Raw genomic sequence first — 17,368 nt, 5'->3', positions numbered from 1 at the left:
TACTCCACTTATTTAAGAACCGCTATAGACGGTCGATAATACTAGCGTTGAGGTTGTGATGGCAATCAATTACGGGGGGCAGTAAGAGATACTTCAAGCTTGTCAAGCGATCGCAGCACAGGTAGAATGGGGGACGATCAAAGCTTCGCAAATTAATCGAGCTTTGTTTAAGCAGCATTTGTACACCCGCACGAAGCAAAACCCAAACTTGCTAATTTGCACCTCTAGAGAGAAGCGACTCTCTAATTTTCTGCTGTGGCAGCTTGCCTACACCGAACTCTATTTTACCGACACCTTCTGGTCCGATTTCGACGCAGGTAAATTTCATCAAGCTCTCTTAGCTTATCAGGCACGAAACCGTCGCTTTGGTCGAGTTAAAGCCACTCAAGACTAGGCACTTAGGGTTGCAATCAGTCGTTAAGGAATAGACAAGGAGAATTCAGATGAATAGCTTTGATGTGGTTGTGGTAGGCGCAGGGCCAGCAGGCGGTCAAATGGCTCGGTTGATGGCAAAATCGGGTTACAAAGTTTTACTCATAGAGCAACATGAGGACTTCTCAAAAAATGACTTTTCCAGTGCAGTCACTCTTTTGAGTACGCTGGAGCAATTTGACTTACCTGAACAAGTCGTTGGCAGTTTCTGGAATCAGTTTGTTGCTGTGACGACGAACACCAAACAGGTTTGGGACTCTCCTGAAAATTTAGGTGTTGTTCTAGACTTCGCCAAGCTTAAGGAATTTCTAGCGAATGATGTTAAATCTTATGGTGGTGAAGTTTGGATGGGTTACCGCTATGTCAGACATCTCCAAGACGAAGGAAAAACGCTAGTCACACTCAAGCAGCGTTCTGAAGGCAAGTTTGAGACTATCTGCACCAAAGTTCTAGTTGATGCAACGGGTTTTGCTCGATCAGTCATGTACGAGAAGCAAAGCGAACAACCAAAGCTTTTAAGTGGAACTGGGATTGAGTATCTGATTGAGGTAGATGAAGAGGCTTACAACCAATACTCAAAGGCGCTCTTCTTTTTCTTAGGATATAAATGGATGCCCAAAGGTTATTCTTGGATATTTCCTATGGATAAATTTAGATTAAAAGTTGGTGCAGGTCGTTTGAAGATGGAGCATAAAAATATCAAAAATCCTGAGTCGCTCCAATACTATATCCAACTTTTAATTGATAAACATGTAATGCCTAAAGAATACCGAATTATTGATATTCATGGTTCAACGATTAAATACTCCCAAGGACTCAAAGATATTTACTACAAAGACAATGTGATCGCAGTGGGTGATGCAGTATCAACAGTGAGTTTCCTGGGAGGAGAAGGAATTAGGCATGGCATGTACAGTGCAGAAATAGCGGCGACGCATATAAAGAAGTACTTAGAAAACCAAATTTCCGATTTTCAAGAGTACCAGATTGAGATGCGAAAATACTTTTTGCCAAAGTGGGATATTTCAGCGCAAGTAGGAATCCAACAATATTTAATCGAAAGTGACAAAAAATTTGATGAGGTATTTACTTATTTGGGATTTTTGACAACAGAACAAATTATCGATGTTCTGTTCTACTATGAGCTAGGTCAGTTGAAAAAAGGGTTCTCCATGTACTTAAACAACAAGGTCTTTGGGTTATTGAATAAGTTTCGCCGCGTTTTCAGATCCCTGACTTCTTATAGAGGTCAGGGATCTAAGAGGTCAGAAACTATATCTTGATTTGAACGTCTAGGTAGAAGACCATAAGAAGATTGCCGCTGTGCCCCTAACGGATGATCCCCTCATAAAAAAAGTCCGCTTTGGAGAGTACCAGGGCGGCTTTTTGTTGGGCTTTTTCGATTAGCATTGCCATACTAAAGAAGATACTCTTACAAGACGGCACCGAACAGAGGTTGAACGAGAGGTATATGTTCAAAAACATTAAGGAGAGAGTGCTAGCTGTTTTTGCCCCATCCCCAACTGACAACTCCAATCAAACAGCCGCTAGACAGCGGCGTTATGACGCTTTAATACAATTTGCTCAAGCGGGTTTTACCCTGTTGATCGGTTTTTGGATTGCACCTCTGTTCTATGAACAGGAAATGTTGGTTATAGTTGCGGCTGGAGTCTGTTCAGTGCCGTTTGTAATCCAGGGATTTAAACTCTTGTTTTCAAACACTCCAGAGATGAAGAGTACGACAACAAATCCCTCTCCCAGTTTAGTTGTTCAAAGTCGTAGAGCCTCTAAATTACCTCGTTCGCAACGTCGGAACGCTAGAATCCAACAGACACCACAGGCCGTCGCGCCGAACCATCAAAGCGAAGATGCCATCGGCATCCTTTTAAGCGATTTGCAGCAACAGGGATGGAAGATGAAATACAATTTACCGATTCCTAACCTAGGGGAAGTGGATGTATTTTTGCAATCCCCTAATAAGAATTACTTTATTGTTAATTTTCAGTCTTATCGAGGTGAGGTGTTTTTTGATGAGGGTATATTGAAGCGCCGCGACTGGAAAGGAATTTCTCACTTTGAGCAGGATTTACTTCAGCAAATGATGGCTCAATCATTGGCGCTTCAGACTATGAAGCGGTTACGCAGCGTCACATCGGTTCTCTGTTTTTCTGAATCAACATTAAGCATTGAAACGGTGAATAATAAAGCACTAGATGTTTATGTTGTTAAGAAAGAATCTTTGGTACGCAAGCTTTTGAGATTAGATAGAGGATAGCTCAGGTGTGAGTAATAAGCTAAAGCGCATTTAACTTGCACATTCTAAACACAGGATAAAAGAGTTCAAATCCTCTCCCCTGCTCCCCTGTCCTCACTAAAGCTCCGGCCCTGCTCCCCCGCCGCCTCAACAAGCAAATTACATGCGTGACAGCTTATTTTCTGGATGGTTGAGTCGGAAACTCTAGTTTCTGTGGTTTTTCTGTAATTCCATGTTGATAATGAGGGACTCTATTCGAGTTTTGCCACAAGGTTCAGCACTTTCGCAATCATTAACGGAAAGCTTTTTATAAGAGAGGCGTACTTTCTGATTTAAGAACTTATTTGGGTTTTCACAAATCTCAAAAGTAGCACCAACTTCATGCTTGATGTTGTTTTCATCGACTAGACTAACGTAACACATTAAGTCCCCATTAACCATACCTTTGACGGTGGCAACAGCGGGGTTTTCCCTCTTAGCTGGAGTTTCAGAAGTTGACGCAGAAACTTGCTTAAGTTGTGTACCATCCCAGAGGTAGTAGCGAGTTTGCATCCAGTCGGGTTCATTTGCGGAGAAATTTTCTGGCGGATTAACAATAAGTAGCCGACTATTAAGCTGAAACTTAACCCCTGCTTCCGCCGGACTCTTTAACATATAAACCGAGCCTGTTTTAGCATTAATAATGCCAACTGATTGACAACTTGTGCCGCATCCCCATGTCACAACTGTATATTTACCCGCAAAATTAGGTCCTTTTTTTGCTCCCTGTTGCAATACAGTTCGGAATCTTCTGGCTTGAGGATGGCTGGTTAAATTTACGGGTGCAGGAGTACCGGAGAATTTTTCTGTTACTGAATAATTCGTGAAGGTTGGAGGCTGAGATACTGGCTGAGTAGCACCCTCTGATACTAAAGTTGTCTGATTGCTGTTAACTGTATTGATTGGGGATAGAGTAGCTTGAGGGTTTGAAGATTGAGGAGCAGAGGGTGGGGGAGAACTGCATGAGGTCGCTAACGCTAGTGTCAGCCCTGAAATTAGGATAGTTTTCATACGTTAATTTCACCTCAAGTCCAAATCTATACTTAATCCTTCAGTCAGCCTCGACTTGATTCCATAAACATTGGGAATACTTGCAGCTATTAATCGACAAACCCGGATCGCTCTTACCCTACGAATAGCGGATTTGCTCGTTTTTATCCTGTGTTGAGAATGTACAAGTTAAATGCACTTTAGCTTAGAAGGCGCGATCGCTCTGGCAAAATCCTTCTGAGGTCAGCCAATGCACAACATTAAGAACTAGAACTTAAATTTGTAGAACTTAAATTTGTAGAGCTTATTAACGTAGCTTAACGCATTATGATTAATCAGCCTAACATTAGTGCATATTTAAATTATTTTGTCAAAATATTTTATATTAACTTTTGCAAACAAATAGTATAAGTAATCACTTCATAAATTGTCAAGATTTGTAAACAAATATCTCAAAAATCCTATCGAATTGTGTCAGATGGAGGCTCAAACCACCATCAGGTAAGCATTTTTTGATACAAACACTAATGTTGCCTATACAAAACCTGAGCCATGAAGAGTGAGTCCTTACTCAACTGATCGCTCACTCCTCAGCACTCATCCGATGAGAAGAGAACGCGCATCATAAGGAGATCTAGTCGCATGTTCACACACGTCAAGTCCACCATTCGACACATTACCCCCAATGCCTTGAATGGGCGTCATTTGCTTAAGGTGGTCTATGTCGTGCTGGAGCCACAGTATCAGAGTGCATTATCAGCCGCTGTTCAATCCATCAATCAAAACAATCCCAACTTAGCGGTTGAAATTAGTGGCTACTTGATCGAGGAACTTCGGGACGCAGGAAACTATGAGGACTTCAAGCGGGATGTTGCCGAAGCCAACATCTTCATTGCTTCACTCATCTTCATTGAAGACTTAGCAGATAAAGTGGTGGCGGCAGTAGAACCGCACCGCGATCGTATGGAGGCGGCCATCGTCTTCCCCTCCATGCCTCAAGTCATGCGCCTGAATAAATTGGGTAGCTTCTCGATGGCGCAGTTGGGACAGTCGAAGAGTGCGATCGCGCAGTTTATGCGTAAGCGCAAGGAGAAATCCGGTTCCTCCTTCCAAGACGGGATGTTGAAGCTACTGCAAACCCTGCCCAAAGTCTTGAAGTACCTACCGATGGATAAGGCGCAGGATGCCCGCAACTTCATGCTTAGCTTCCAATATTGGCTGGGCGGTTCCTCCGATAACCTGGAGAACTTCCTGCTGATGCTTGCCGATAAGTATGTCTTGAAAGGGCGTCAACTGAGCTTCAATGAGCCAGTGGTTTACCCTGATATGGGCGTTTGGCACCCCTTGGCTCCCACCATGTTTGAGGATGTTAAGGAGTACCTAAACTGGTACAGTAGCCGCAAGGATATCTCTGCCGACTTAAAAGACCCCCTAGCACCCTCCATTGGTTTAGTGTTGCAACGTACCCACTTAGTTACAGGGGACGATGCCCATTATGTAGCCATCGTGCAGGAATTTGAAGCCATGGGTGCTCGTGTGATTCCTGTGTTTGCCGGGGGTCTAGATTTCTCCAAACCGGTGGATGCGTTCTTCTACGAGTCAACCGCTAAAACACCGACAGCCTTAGTGGACGGCGTTGTCTCCCTGACCGGTTTCGCGTTGGTGGGTGGCCCCGCACGGCAAGACCATCCTAAAGCCATTGAATCATTAAAACGGTTGAATCGTCCCTACATGGTGGCGCTGCCTCTGGTGTTCCAAACCACGGAGGAATGGGAAGATAGCGATTTAGGATTGCACCCGATTCAAGTGGCGTTGCAGATTGCCATTCCTGAATTGGATGGCGCGATTGAACCGATTATTTTATCCGGTAGAGATGGCACAACCGGAAAAGCGATCGCACTCCAAGACCGAATCGAAGCGATCGCTCAGCGTGCTTTAAAATGGGCGAACCTGCGCCGTAAGCCAAAACTCGATAAAAAAGTCGCTATCACCGTTTTCAGCTTCCCGCCAGATAAAGGGAATGTGGGAACAGCCGCCTACCTCGACGTATTTGGTTCCATCTATAAACTGATGGAAGCCCTGAACAACAACGGCTACGATGTTCAAGGTTTGCCAGAGTCATCCGAGGCGTTGATGCAAGAGGTGATTCACGACGCCCAAGCGCAGTACGCCACTCCTGAACTGAATATTGCCTACAAGATGTCAGTGCCGGAGTATGAAGAACTCACACCTTATTCAACACGGTTGGAAGAAAATTGGGGGCCACCTCCGGGAAATTTAAATAGTGATGGACAAAATCTCTTAGTTTACGGAAAGCAATTTGGTAATGTTTTCATCGGGGTTCAACCCACCTTTGGTTACGAAGGCGACCCGATGCGGCTGTTGTTCTCTCGTTCTGCCAGCCCTCACCATGGTTTTGCCGCTTACTACACCTATTTAGAAAAAATCTGGAAAGCTGACGCCGTACTGCACTTCGGGACACATGGTTCTTTGGAATTCATGCCCGGTAAGCAGATGGGGATGTCTGGGACGTGTTACCCCGATAACTTGATTGGTTCCACCCCCAACCTCTACTACTACGCCGCGAATAATCCCAGTGAGGCGACGATTGCCAAGCGCCGCAGCTATGCCGCAACGATTTCCTACCTGACGCCACCGGCTGAGAATGCGGGGTTGTATAAGGGGTTGAAGGAACTGAGTGAGTTAATTGCGTCCTACCAAACCCTGAAAGATACCGGGCGGGGTATCCCGATTGTGAACACCATTATGGACAAGTGCCGCTTGGTGAATCTGGATAAGGATATCGACTTAGTTGAAGACGCCAGTGGGCTGACCGCCGAGGAACGGGATACGGTGGTAGGCTTGGTGTACAAGAAGCTGATGGAGATTGAGTCTCGGCTGCTGCCCTGTGGGTTGCATGTGATTGGGAAACCACCAACAGCAGAAGAAGCGATCGCAACTTTAGTCAATATCGCTGGACTTGACCGTCCTGAAGAGGAAATCCAAAGTTTACCTCGGATTATCGCCAATAGTATCGGGCGCGATATTGATGAAATTTACACCAATAACGACAGAGGCGTCTTAAGTGATGTCCAATTGTTGCAAGAGATTACCCTAACAACTCGTGAAGCCGTCTCCGCCTTGGTGAAAGCGCAAGCCGATGCCGATGGTCGGGTATCCAAAGTCTCTAAGCTCAATTTCTTCAACATGGGCAAAAAAGAGCCTTGGATTGAAGCGATGCATCAATTAGGTTACACCAAGGTTGACGAGCAAGCGCTGAAACCGTTGTTTGAGTACCTGGAATTCTGCCTCCAGCAAATCGTGGCGGATAACGAACTAGGGGCAATGCTGAAAGCCCTGGAAGGTGAGTACGTTCTCCCCGGCCCTGGTGGCGACCCCATCCGCAACCCCGATGTTCTCCCCACTGGTAAGAACATCCACGCCCTCGACCCTCAATCCATCCCGACAACAGCGGCGGTTAAATCAGCCAAAATTGTGGTAGACCGCTTGTTAGAACGTCAACGCTATGAAAATGGCGGGAAGTGGCCTGAAACGATCGCTTGTGTTCTCTGGGGTACGGATAACATCAAGACCTATGGGGAATCGTTGGCACAAATTATGTGGATGGTGGGGGTTAAACCTGTACCAGATGCTTTGGGTCGCGTGAACAAGTTAGAATTGCTTCCCTTAGAAGAGTTGGGGCGTCCTCGGATTGATGTTGTGATCAACTGTTCCGGCGTCTTCCGCGACTTGTTCATCAACCAAATGAACCTCCTCGACCAAGCGGTGAAGATGGCAGCAGAGGCGGATGAACCTGTGGAAATGAACTTTGTCCGCAAACACGCGATGCAACAGGCAGAGGAAATGGGGATTAATCTGCGACAAGCGGCAACTCGTGTCTTCTCCAATGCTTCGGGTTCCTACTCTTCTAATATCAACCTGGCAGTAGAGAATAGCACTTGGGAAAGCGAATCTGAGTTACAGGATATGTACCTGGCACGGAAATCCTTTGCTTTCACCTCCGATAACCCAGGCACGATGGAACAAAATCGGCAGATTTTTGAGACAGCCTTGAAAACCGCCGATGCTACGTTCCAAAATCTCGACTCTGCCGAGATTAGCCTGACTGATGTCAGCCACTACTTCGATTCTGACCCCACCAAGGTTGTTGCCAGTCTGCGCGGAGATGGTAAGACGCCAGCCTCGTACATTGCCGATACCACAACGGCAAATGCCCAAATCCGCACCCTTTCGGAAACCGTGCGTTTGGATGCCCGGACGAAGCTACTCAATCCCAAGTGGTATGAGGGGATGCTGAGTCACGGCTATGAGGGAGTGCGCGAACTCTCGAAGCGTTTGGTGAATACGATGGGTTGGTCTGCAACCGCTGGCGCTGTGGATAACTGGATTTACGAGGATACAAATACGACGTTTATCCAGGATGAAGAAATGCGGAAGCGGTTGATGAATCTAAATCCTCATTCGTTCCGCAAGGTTGTATCGACTTTGTTGGAAGTGAATGGTCGCGGCTATTGGGAGACGAGTGAGAGTAATTTGCAGATGTTGCGCGAGTTGTATCAGGAGGTTGAGGATCGGATTGAAGGAATAGAATAGTTCGGTCAATCAAATCACATTCCTGTAGAGACGTGCCCGCCGAAGGATGCCCGTAGGGCTGTTGGCACGTCTTTACACCAACCCCAAACGCAGCCAATCGACCAGTCCAATAAATTTGGACCCTTAAAACGCGGTTCATTGCAGGCTATCATGAATGCCTACAAGTCTTCTGTCACCCGCTGGTGTAGAAAAAACGGTCAAGAGTATTTTGGTTGGCAAGAAAGATTTTACGAACACATCATTCGTCTGGATGGGTCTTTAGACCGAATTCGGGAATATATTATTAACAATCCTGCAAAGTGGGAAGAGGACAAGGATAATCCAGCTAACCTATGGATGTGAGTAATAACATATTGTATATAAGCGTTAGAAATATTGCCTGTAAAGTCTCTACAGGGGTTAAACAAGCTGAAATTCAAAAGTGCTATGAATGCTCTAACCGTTAACTTTAACTCCATTATTAAACTGACAGACGAGCAATTTTATCAACTATGTCAGGACAATGAAACTCTTAGATTTGAACGCACTGCCACAGGGGAATTAATTATCATGCCACCTGCCGGAGGAGAAACCAGTAACCGCAATGGTAGGCTAAATCAGCAGTTATTTAATTGGACAGACACAGACGGAACTGGGATTGCCTTCGACTCCTCTGGTGGTTTTAAACTGCCTAATGGTGCAGACCGTTCTCCTGATGCCTCTTGGGTAAAATTGGAACGCTGGAATGCTCTGACTCCCGAACAACAAACGAAATTTGCTCCCCTTTGCCCTGATTTTGTGGTTGAGTTACTTTCTCCAAGCGATAGCTTAAAAGACACTCAGGAGAAAATGAAAGAATACCGAGATAATGGCGCTCGTTTGGGTTGGTTAATTAATCGGAAATCTAGGCAAGTGGAAATTTATAGGCAAGGGCAGGATGTTGAAGTAGTAGAAAATCCAGTGACTTTATCGGGTGAAGATGTTTTGCCTGGTTTTGTACTATATCTTGCATCAATTTGGTAACAGCGATACGCAAGCGGTTGATAACTCTCAACGTTATTCTTTCTGCAAGGTGGTAACGACGTTGCTGGAAGTGAACGGTCGCGGTTATTGGGAGACTAGTGAGAGTAATTTACAAATGTTGTGTGAGTTGTACCAGGAGGTTGAGGATCGGATTGAGGGGATTGAGTCGTCAGTAACTTATCAGAGGTTTAGATGCCCGATTTCTTGGAGAAGTCGGGCATCTTGTTTTCACAGATAATTGAATAAGCGATCGCTGTAATCCTTCTCAAGCTACACAGATTTAACTTGCTGATCTTCGTGCTAGATCATTGATGACTGACTGCACGGTATCGGCTTGGTTATATCCGCCTGTTTTCAGATTGTTGTAGTGAGTTTGCAGTAAGGGGATGTCCTGGGGTTTCCACGAAACCATGCGGGCAACGTCAGCTATCTTGTTGGCTAAGTCTTGTTGTAATCGTTGCAGCCTCTGGCTTGCTGTCCAAGTATCGCGAAAGACTTCTAGGGTTTTCTTGGCTTCTTCGTAGTTGAGTTGAGTGGGGGGTGATTTAGGATTGCCAACCCATTTGAGCAGGGTTTTCACCTCATCAGTGCCACCACTCAGGAAATAGGTCAAAAATCGCCATTGTTCAAAATTAATTTTTTGCTTTGGCTCGTAGACTCGATCTAGAACGACAACAACCTCGTTTAGCTCCAAAGCACCGGTTTCAAGTCTTGCCACTTGTATTCAGCTAATTTGCCGAAAGCATATCCTTTCACCCCGTCATGTCCGTCATCCAGGGCAGCTACAATACCGTCAATCTGCCAAGGTTGCGGCTTGGGTTTGGGCGCTTCTTTGGCATTTACCCAAGGGAGGGAGAGGAGGAGGGTAAGGAAAAAGGTAAACGGGAACAGGAAAAAGGTTGAGAGTTTGCGGGTTGGGCGGGGAGGTTTGGGCATGGGTGCAGGATAGAATGCGGCTGGGGGCGATGCATCGGTTCAGATCCCCGACTTTTTTAAAAAGTCGGGGATCTAGCTTCCAGAAATTCTACAAGAGTTGAGTGGAGAGTGTGGGGTAAGAAATGTCCTGATTTTAAAGGTGCTGCCAAATTGCTTCGATGATGTTGCTGTAGGCGATCGCGCAGTCCCCTTCAGCAGAGCCTGATATATCATGCCCCTACAATCGTCCTGTCTTATACCCATACGAGGTTTTTAGCTTCATGTACCCGGTACTGAACTCCGTTAATGAAGCTATTCAACTCCATTAATGAGGCTCTAAGCTCCGTTAATGAGGTATAAAGCTGGGAGAGGATAAGGTAAAAGTGCGATCGCATAGGCAGTTTACTATCGCTCAACCCAACCTACGTTTGTTTGGAGAAAAGTACGGGAGCGTTGCGGAACTTGTAATACTCGACTCAAGATTAATCACAGTACGATCAAGCTAGATTTGCTGTATAAGTACTCCTATGACTTCTGCTACCAACCCACCAACCGTAACTACAGCCCTACCTGACCATACCCAATTACCAGAATCAAATGGTAGTTTTGTGAAAAATTTCCAGGAGCATCCGCAAAGCATTCTCTTAACAGATTCGATTGAACCCCTACTCCAAAAGCGTCATCCCAATGGTCAATATTGCATCGGTCAAGATTGTGGCATCTACTGGCGTTTAACTGACCCACCAGAGCGAGGAGCAGAAGCACCTGATTGGTTTTACGTGCCAAATGTCCCACCCAAACTTAACAATCAAGTCCGACGTTCTTATGTATTATGGCAAGAACTGATTGCACCTTTGATTGTTTTAGAGTTTGTATCAGGAGATGGCTCCGAGGAACGAGACAAAACCCCTCTATCCTTAACTGAGCCAAAAACAGAGCAGAAACCCGGAAAATTTTGGATTTATGAACAAGTAATTCGTCCAGCGTTCTACGGAATTTACGAAGTCAAACGCGCTAGTGTTGAGGTTTATCATTTAGTTGATGGTGAGTATCAGATAATGCCAGTCAATGAGCGAGGGCATTATCCAATTTCCCCTCTAGGAGTTGAGTTGGGAATTTGGCAAGGTTACTATCAGAATTTAGAATTACCCTGGTTACGTTGGTGGGACGCACAAGGGAATTTGTTATTAACAGGTCAGGAAAGAGCAGAGCAAGTTGAATCACAGTTAGAACAAGAAAGCCAAAGAGCAGAGCGATTGGCAGCACAATTGCGAGCCGCAGGAATTGAACCGGAAGTGTAAATGAAGCGCATTTTGTACCGTTACGCTAACGCAATTTCTGCAATTAAGCTTTACTCGCTTCGCGATCGCATCTATCTTCTCTAACTCACCTGATGTATAGAAATGGAAAAATTTTAGTCCCTAAGGCTGAATTTTGGCGTTTTCCTTACCTGCCTAACTCCCCCAGTATCACCACTGGAGGAGAAAGTATTTTATACAGGATGGCTAATTAAGCCCCTCCCCGCAATTTATCCAACACACCCCGATCTTCTAACGTCGAAGTATCACCCGCCACTTCCTGACCGGCGGCAAGATTTCGCAACAACCGACGCATAATCTTACCCGATCGCGTCTTGGGCAAAGCATCCGTAAACCGAATTTCACCCGGACGTGCGATCGCACCTATCTCATTAACAACATGCTTCTTCAGTTCTTTCGCTAACTCCTCACTCGGAGTGTGGTCGCCTTCCAGGGTAACAAAAGCAAACACTTCTTCCCCTTTCAACTCATCCGGTTTCCCCACAACCGCCGCTTCAGCCACAGCCGGGTGTGACACTAGCGCCGACTCAATTTCCATCGTGCCGAGGCGGTGTCCAGCCACACTAATCACGTCATCCACGCGCCCCATTACCCAGTAGTATCCGTCTTCATCCTTTCGGGCACCATCCCCCGCAAAATAGACATACTCCCCATCTTTCGGTGTAATGTGTTCCCAGTAGGTACGACGGAAGCGATCGGGGTCACCGTAAACAGTACGCATCATTCCAGGCCAAGGGTGCTTCACCACCAAGTAACCCCCCTGATTATCCCCAACTGAATTCCCCTCTAAATCCACCACATCCGCAAGAATTCCGGGGAAGGGAAGGGTAGCAGAACCGGGTTTCGTGGGAATAGCACCCGGAAGAGGTGTAACCATAATCCCGCCAGTTTCCGTTTGCCACCAAGTATCAACAATCGGGCAACGTTCGCCGCCAATCACGCGGTAGTACCACATCCACGCTTCAGGATTAATCGGTTCTCCCACCGTTCCCAGCAGTCGTAAAGAAGAAAGATTACGCGCCTTGGGATGGTGTTCCCCCATCTTAATGAAAGCCCGAATCGCCGTGGGAGCGGTGTAGAAAATGTTAACCCCGTGTTTTTCAATTACATCCCAAAATGCACCCGGATTAGAACCACGAGGAGCACCTTCATACATCAGGGTGGTGGCACCATTGGAAAGTGGGCCATAAACAATGTAACTGTGACCCGTAATCCACCCCACATCAGCGGTACACCAATACACATCCGTATCCTGGAGGTCGAAAATCCACTTGGTGGTCATGTGGGTGTAGAGGTTGTAACCCGCCGTGGTGTGAACAACGCCCTTAGGTTTGCCGGTGCTGCCACTGGTGTAGAGAATGAACAGCATATCTTCACTGTCCATCGGTTCGGCAGGACAATCGGCTGACACACCCTGCTGCAAGTCATGCCACCAATGGTCGCGTCCGGGTTCCATCTGGGTTTTTTGTTTGGTACGCTCAACCACGAGGACGTTTTCCACGCTGGGGACAGCACCATTAGCTAAGGCTTTGTCTACTTGCTCTTTGAGGGGAACGATCGCATCTTTGCGCCACCCGCCATCGGCAGTCACCACTAACTTAGCTTGACCATCAATTAAGCGATCGCGCAAGGCTTCCGCACTAAATCCCCCAAATACCACGCTATGGGCGGCACCAATTCGGGCACAAGCGAGCATGGCGATCGCCGCTTCTGGAATCATGGGCATATAAATACCCACGCGATCGCCTTTTTGCACCCCCAATTGTTTCAACACATTGGCAAACTGGCAAACTTCCCGGTGCAATTGGGCATAAGTCAGAGTTCGGGAGTCACCCGGTTCCCCTTCCCAAATCAGCGCTGCCTTATTTCGACGCCATGTTGTAAGATGCCTGTCAAGACAGTTGTAACTAATATTAATCTTTCCACCGCTAAACCACTTAGCAAACGGCGGTTGCCAGTCGAGAACAGTATCCCACTTCTGGAACCAGTCCAACTCTGTTTCAGCTAAATCGGCCCAAAACTTTTGGGGGTCAGCTTTCGCCTTGTCGTAGAGTTGTTGGTACTCTTCCAGACTCTTGATGTGAGCTTTCTGGGAAAACTCAGCAGAGGGTGGGAATAAACGTTTTTCTTGAAGGATTGATTCTATGGTGGGCTGAGACATCTGTGTTTACTGTCATTGGCTTTATCATTGAAAACCATTCTGGAGGCAGATAGACCCAAAAATAGTGTGAATTTCATTAAGAAAAACGAAGGGTGACGAACCGCGTCCAAGGAGCGCTAATCCGGTGAAGCCGTTACCCTTTCCTGCCACCGGATAGAGATTGCCCTGTCGTCTGTTCAATGTACTCTAAAAGTTGTCGATAAGCCTCTGGATTATTTTGTGGATGAATCACAACTGGGACTTTGCCATGGGGTAACGAAAACATCAACCGACCGTTTTCAGCACAAGCAAAACTACTGATGCCGTCTAGATTAACGACATAAGTATTTCGATCAAAAACAAATTTAATCCAATTGTGCTTCATAGTGCGGTAGGTTGCTTCAACGCCACGATGAGTCGGCTAAAGCGGCATTTTTCACGCGCTTGCCCAGCCGGATAGATAAACGTTAGACCTCTTGCGAAAATATTTCTCACCCCACTCCAATCCTCACGCGAGAGCTCCGGTTCGCTTGTTAAAGGGAGGGAGAAGTTTCCCCCTGATTAAGGGGGGACTAAGCCGGAGCTTTAGTGAGGAGGTAAATCCGACTTTTGCAAGAAGTCTGCTCAAACTTAGAAACTCTATTACAAAGCGATCGCCTTGACAATTTTTCCGAATATCGTTATTTCAGTTAAGTTATTTTCATTGCGTTTGTGTGAAGCGCAGTGATCCCATCGCCCTTTCTTAAAGATGGGAGATTCCTTGATGCCGTAACAGTCATGTACAAGACTGATGCTCTGACTCTGAAATGTTCATCAACTCTTTAGCCAATCGGGTGTTTAAGGTTTCGGAAAAAGTACCACTCCGCATTCTGCTGGTGGTGCCGTTCGTCCTCCAGATCTGTGCCGTTGTAGGAGTTACAGGGTGGATCTCCTTACGCAGTGGACAGAAAGCGGTTCAGGAGGTCACAACCCAGTTACATCGAGAAATTACCCAGCGTCTGGAGCAGCACCTCAATTCTTACCTTAAAGTCCCCCAAATTGCCAACCACCTAAATGCCGATGCCATCAATCTCAGTTTATTGAATATCAACGATTTGCCAACTTTAGAGCGCTACTTCTGGACTCAACTCCAAACCTTTGATTCCCTCGGTTATTTGGCATTAGGGAAAGAGAATGGGGACTATGTGGAAGTTTTGCGTGAGAACGACGGTCAATTTTTAGTCAGAGTGAAGGATGCGGCGACGGGTACATCCCGCCATACCTATACCCTTTCCCCAGAGGGAAAACGAGGGAAGTTTTTGCATAGCGAACCCAACTATGACCCCCGGCTGCGAGCCTTTTATCAAACCGCTGTGAAAGTAGGGGGGCCGACTTGGACGGATGTTTATCTATGGATTGACAATCGAGAACTCAGCACCGATGCCGTCCGCCCCATCTTTGATCGCGCTGGAACCCTACAAGGCGTTTTGGATGCGGGTTCCAGCCTTTCCCAGCTCGGTGAATTCTTGCAGCGCTTAAAAATTGCAGAGACAGGACAGACCTTTATAATCGAACGTTCTGGAGAGCTCATCGCCACCTCAACACCAGAAAAACCCTTTGTAATTGAAGACGGTACGACAAAACGCCTCCCCGCTACCAAAAGCCGCAATTCCCTAACTCGACACACGGCTCGCTATTTAACCCAACGCTTTGGGAACCTCTCTCAGATTAACAGCAGTCAGCAGCTTACGTTTAAGATTGACCATCGGCGACAATTCCTGCGAGTCACCCCCTTGAGAGAAGGAAACAATGAATTAACCGATGCAGCGCTGCTGCCTGACTGGCTGATGGTGGTGGTTGTGCCTGAGACAGATTTTCAGGAACGCATTGATCAGAACACTCGCTCTACCATCGTGCTGTGTTTAGCAGCCTTGGTGTTCGCCACCTTGTTGGGATGTCTAACTTACCACTGGATTACTCAGCCCATTCTGCGTCTGGCGGCGGCGGCTTCTGCTCTGACGAGAGGGGAATGGAACCAGACTGTACCGATTGAGCGCTGTGATGAACTAGGTGTTCTGGCGAGAGCATTTAATCAGATGGCTCAGCAGTTACAAGCTTCCTTTGTCACCCTCTCTCAACGCCAAGCCACTCTGGCTGAAGCCCAAAGAATTGCTCATGTGGGGAGTGGGGAACTGGATTTAACGACGAAGTGCATTACGGGATCGGAAGAACTCTTGCGAATCTTTGGCTTGGAGCTAAGGGAGACGCCATGCCATTACAGTGAATATATGCAACAGATCCATCCAGAGGATGTGGAAGCTGCCACGCAAGCGATCGCTCAAGTCATCCAGCAAGGGCAACCTTGTGAATTTGACTGTCGCCTGCAACGACCCGATGGTTCGATTCGATATATTTCTACTAAAGGGCAACCTACTTTTGATCGCCAAGGTCAAGTCATTCGCTATTTTGCCACGGTGATGGATATCACTGAGCGCAAACTCGCCGCACAAGCGCTGCAACAAGCCAAGTTAGACTTAGAAATCCGGGTTCAAGAGCGAACTGCCGAATTGAGCCAAGCCTTGGAGCAGTTACAGCAATCGGAAATGCAACTCAAGGCACAAGCACTCCAGTTGCAACAAGCCCTGGCGGATCTGCAACAAACCCAGGCACAACTGATTCATACCGAAAAAATGTCCTCCCTAGGGCAATTGGTGGCGGGGATTGCCCATGAAATTAATAATCCGGTGAGTTTTATCTATGGGAATCTCTCCCATGCCAAGGATTACAGCACCGACCTTTTCCGAGTGTTGCAGCTTTATCAGAAGCACTATCCCTTACCGCCACCGATCATCCAGCAGGAGATCGAAGCGATTGAGCTGGATTTCTTGATGGACGATTTTCCCCAGTTACTAAGTTCCATGCAAGTGGGTGCCGAGCGCATCCGTGAGATTGTGCGATTACTCAGGAATTTTGCTCGCTATGACGAGGCTCAGATGAAAGAGGTGAATATCCATGAGGGAATAGATAGTACCTTGATGATTCTGCAAAGCCGACTCTGTGAAATTACGGGATATCCGGCGATTAAGGTGATCAAGGAGTATGGGGATTTGCCCCTAGTGGAGTGCTATGCCGGTCAGCTCAATCAGGTGTTTATGAATATTCTCACGAATGCGATCGATGCCATTGTGTCTCGCTGTAAGACTCAGGCGTCCCAGAAAAAGAGAGTTAGGCATCCGCAGGCAGCAGAAGAGTTTTTACCTTGTATTAAGATTTGCACGGGAATGCTGGAACTGAAGAGTCAAGAGGATGGACATCCAGCTTCATCCCTAAGCCCTCGCCTGTTGATTCGGATTTCTGATAATGGTTGCGGGATGGGTGAGTCAGTACGCTCTCGAATTTTCGACCCCTTCTTTACGACTAAACCGATTGGATCGGGTACGGGGTTAGGTTTAACCACGAGTTACCAGATTGTGGTAGAGCATCACCAGGGCCGGTTAGAAGTGACATCCCTAGAGGGACAAGGTAGCGAGTTTGCGATCGAGCTGCCGCTTCGGCAAAATCAAGGGAAGCGGGGAGAAAAAGCTTAACAATTCTCTTATAATTCAGGAGAGACGCGCTTTTCCCCAAAGACACTAGTGCCAGAAGGAAGTTCGCGTAGCGTTCTCCGTAGGAGTAGATAAAAGG

Annotated in this window: 12 protein-coding genes and 1 pseudogene; 8 read left to right on the top strand and 5 right to left on the bottom strand. The window is 46.8% G+C overall.

Annotated features, from left to right (window positions below):
- The first annotated feature begins 88 nt into the window (after positions 1 to 88).
- The 3 genes from MIC7113_RS33195 (at position 89) to MIC7113_RS09460 (ending at position 2,707) form a co-directional block, all read left to right on the top strand.
- Positions 89 to 394 carry an undecaprenyl diphosphate synthase family protein gene (locus MIC7113_RS33195; protein WP_081594642.1) on the top strand — a complete coding sequence of 102 codons (306 nt, stop codon included), beginning with the start codon at positions 89 to 91 and terminating at the stop codon, positions 392 to 394.
- Between the two features lie 49 nt (positions 395 to 443).
- The gene (locus MIC7113_RS09465) at positions 444 to 1,715 is read left to right on the top strand and encodes an NAD(P)/FAD-dependent oxidoreductase (RefSeq protein WP_015181948.1); all 1,272 of its coding nucleotides are present in this window, start codon (positions 444 to 446) and stop codon (positions 1,713 to 1,715) included.
- A gap of 188 nt (positions 1,716 to 1,903) precedes the next feature.
- Complete coding sequence (locus MIC7113_RS09460; protein WP_015181947.1) at positions 1,904 to 2,707, top strand: NERD domain-containing protein; 804 nt, start codon at positions 1,904 to 1,906, stop codon at positions 2,705 to 2,707.
- Between the two features lie 183 nt (positions 2,708 to 2,890).
- Here the strand turns inward: MIC7113_RS09460 and MIC7113_RS37535 are convergent, their stop codons facing one another.
- Positions 2,891 to 3,736, bottom strand: a complete 846-nt coding sequence (locus MIC7113_RS37535; protein ID WP_015181946.1) for a hypothetical protein — start codon at positions 3,734 to 3,736, stop codon at positions 2,891 to 2,893.
- Between the two features lie 621 nt (positions 3,737 to 4,357).
- Between MIC7113_RS37535 and MIC7113_RS09450 the strand changes: the two genes are divergently transcribed.
- From MIC7113_RS09450 to MIC7113_RS09440, 3 genes and pseudogenes are all read left to right on the top strand, one after another.
- Positions 4,358 to 8,329: a magnesium chelatase subunit H gene (locus MIC7113_RS09450; protein ID WP_015181945.1), complete on the top strand. Its 3,972-nt coding sequence runs from the start codon at positions 4,358 to 4,360 to the stop codon at positions 8,327 to 8,329.
- 99 nt (positions 8,330 to 8,428) lie between these two features.
- Positions 8,429 to 8,671: pseudogene (locus MIC7113_RS09445) on the top strand (transposase); the annotation flags it as partial.
- An 84-nt stretch (positions 8,672 to 8,755) separates the two neighbouring features.
- A complete protein-coding gene (locus tag MIC7113_RS09440) occupies positions 8,756 to 9,331 on the top strand; it encodes a Uma2 family endonuclease (RefSeq protein WP_015181944.1) in 576 nt (191 codons plus the stop codon).
- 280 nt (positions 9,332 to 9,611) lie between these two features.
- On the opposite strand, the gene MIC7113_RS09435 is transcribed toward MIC7113_RS09440, so the two are convergent.
- Positions 9,612 to 10,049: a hypothetical protein gene (locus tag MIC7113_RS09435; protein ID WP_216596372.1), complete on the bottom strand. Its 438-nt coding sequence runs from the start codon at positions 10,047 to 10,049 to the stop codon at positions 9,612 to 9,614.
- Complete coding sequence (locus MIC7113_RS09430) at positions 10,016 to 10,267, bottom strand: hypothetical protein (protein ID WP_041779972.1); 252 nt, start codon at positions 10,265 to 10,267, stop codon at positions 10,016 to 10,018. Before MIC7113_RS09430 ends, MIC7113_RS09435 begins: the two co-directional genes overlap by 34 nt.
- A 506-nt stretch (positions 10,268 to 10,773) precedes the next feature.
- On the opposite strand from MIC7113_RS09430, the gene MIC7113_RS09425 reads away from it, so the two are divergent.
- Positions 10,774 to 11,547 (top strand): Uma2 family endonuclease, encoded by a 774-nt coding sequence (locus MIC7113_RS09425; protein WP_015181943.1) that lies wholly within the window; start codon positions 10,774 to 10,776, stop codon positions 11,545 to 11,547.
- 208 nt (positions 11,548 to 11,755) lie between these two features.
- Here the strand turns inward: MIC7113_RS09425 and acs are convergent, their stop codons facing one another.
- Together acs and MIC7113_RS09415 are read right to left on the bottom strand one after the other, a co-directional pair.
- Positions 11,756 to 13,726: an acetate--CoA ligase gene (gene acs / locus MIC7113_RS09420; protein ID WP_015181942.1), complete on the bottom strand. Its 1,971-nt coding sequence runs from the start codon at positions 13,724 to 13,726 to the stop codon at positions 11,756 to 11,758.
- Between the two features lie 133 nt (positions 13,727 to 13,859).
- On the bottom strand, positions 13,860 to 14,090 hold the full coding sequence (locus MIC7113_RS09415; RefSeq protein WP_015181941.1) for a hypothetical protein: 231 nt from the start codon (positions 14,088 to 14,090) through the stop codon (positions 13,860 to 13,862).
- 421 nt (positions 14,091 to 14,511) lie between these two features.
- On the opposite strand from MIC7113_RS09415, the gene MIC7113_RS33185 reads away from it, so the two are divergent.
- A complete protein-coding gene (locus MIC7113_RS33185; RefSeq protein WP_015181940.1) occupies positions 14,512 to 17,271 on the top strand; it encodes an ATP-binding protein in 2,760 nt (919 codons plus the stop codon).
- Positions 17,272 to 17,368 lie beyond the last annotated feature (97 nt).

Origin of the sequence: Allocoleopsis franciscana PCC 7113 (assembly GCF_000317515.1) — a bacterium.
GTDB classification, from domain to species: Bacteria; Cyanobacteriota; Cyanobacteriia; order Cyanobacteriales; family Coleofasciculaceae; genus Allocoleopsis; species Allocoleopsis franciscana.
Note: the sequence above shows the minus strand (reverse complement) of the source record. Positions and strands in the feature narration are given on the sequence as shown.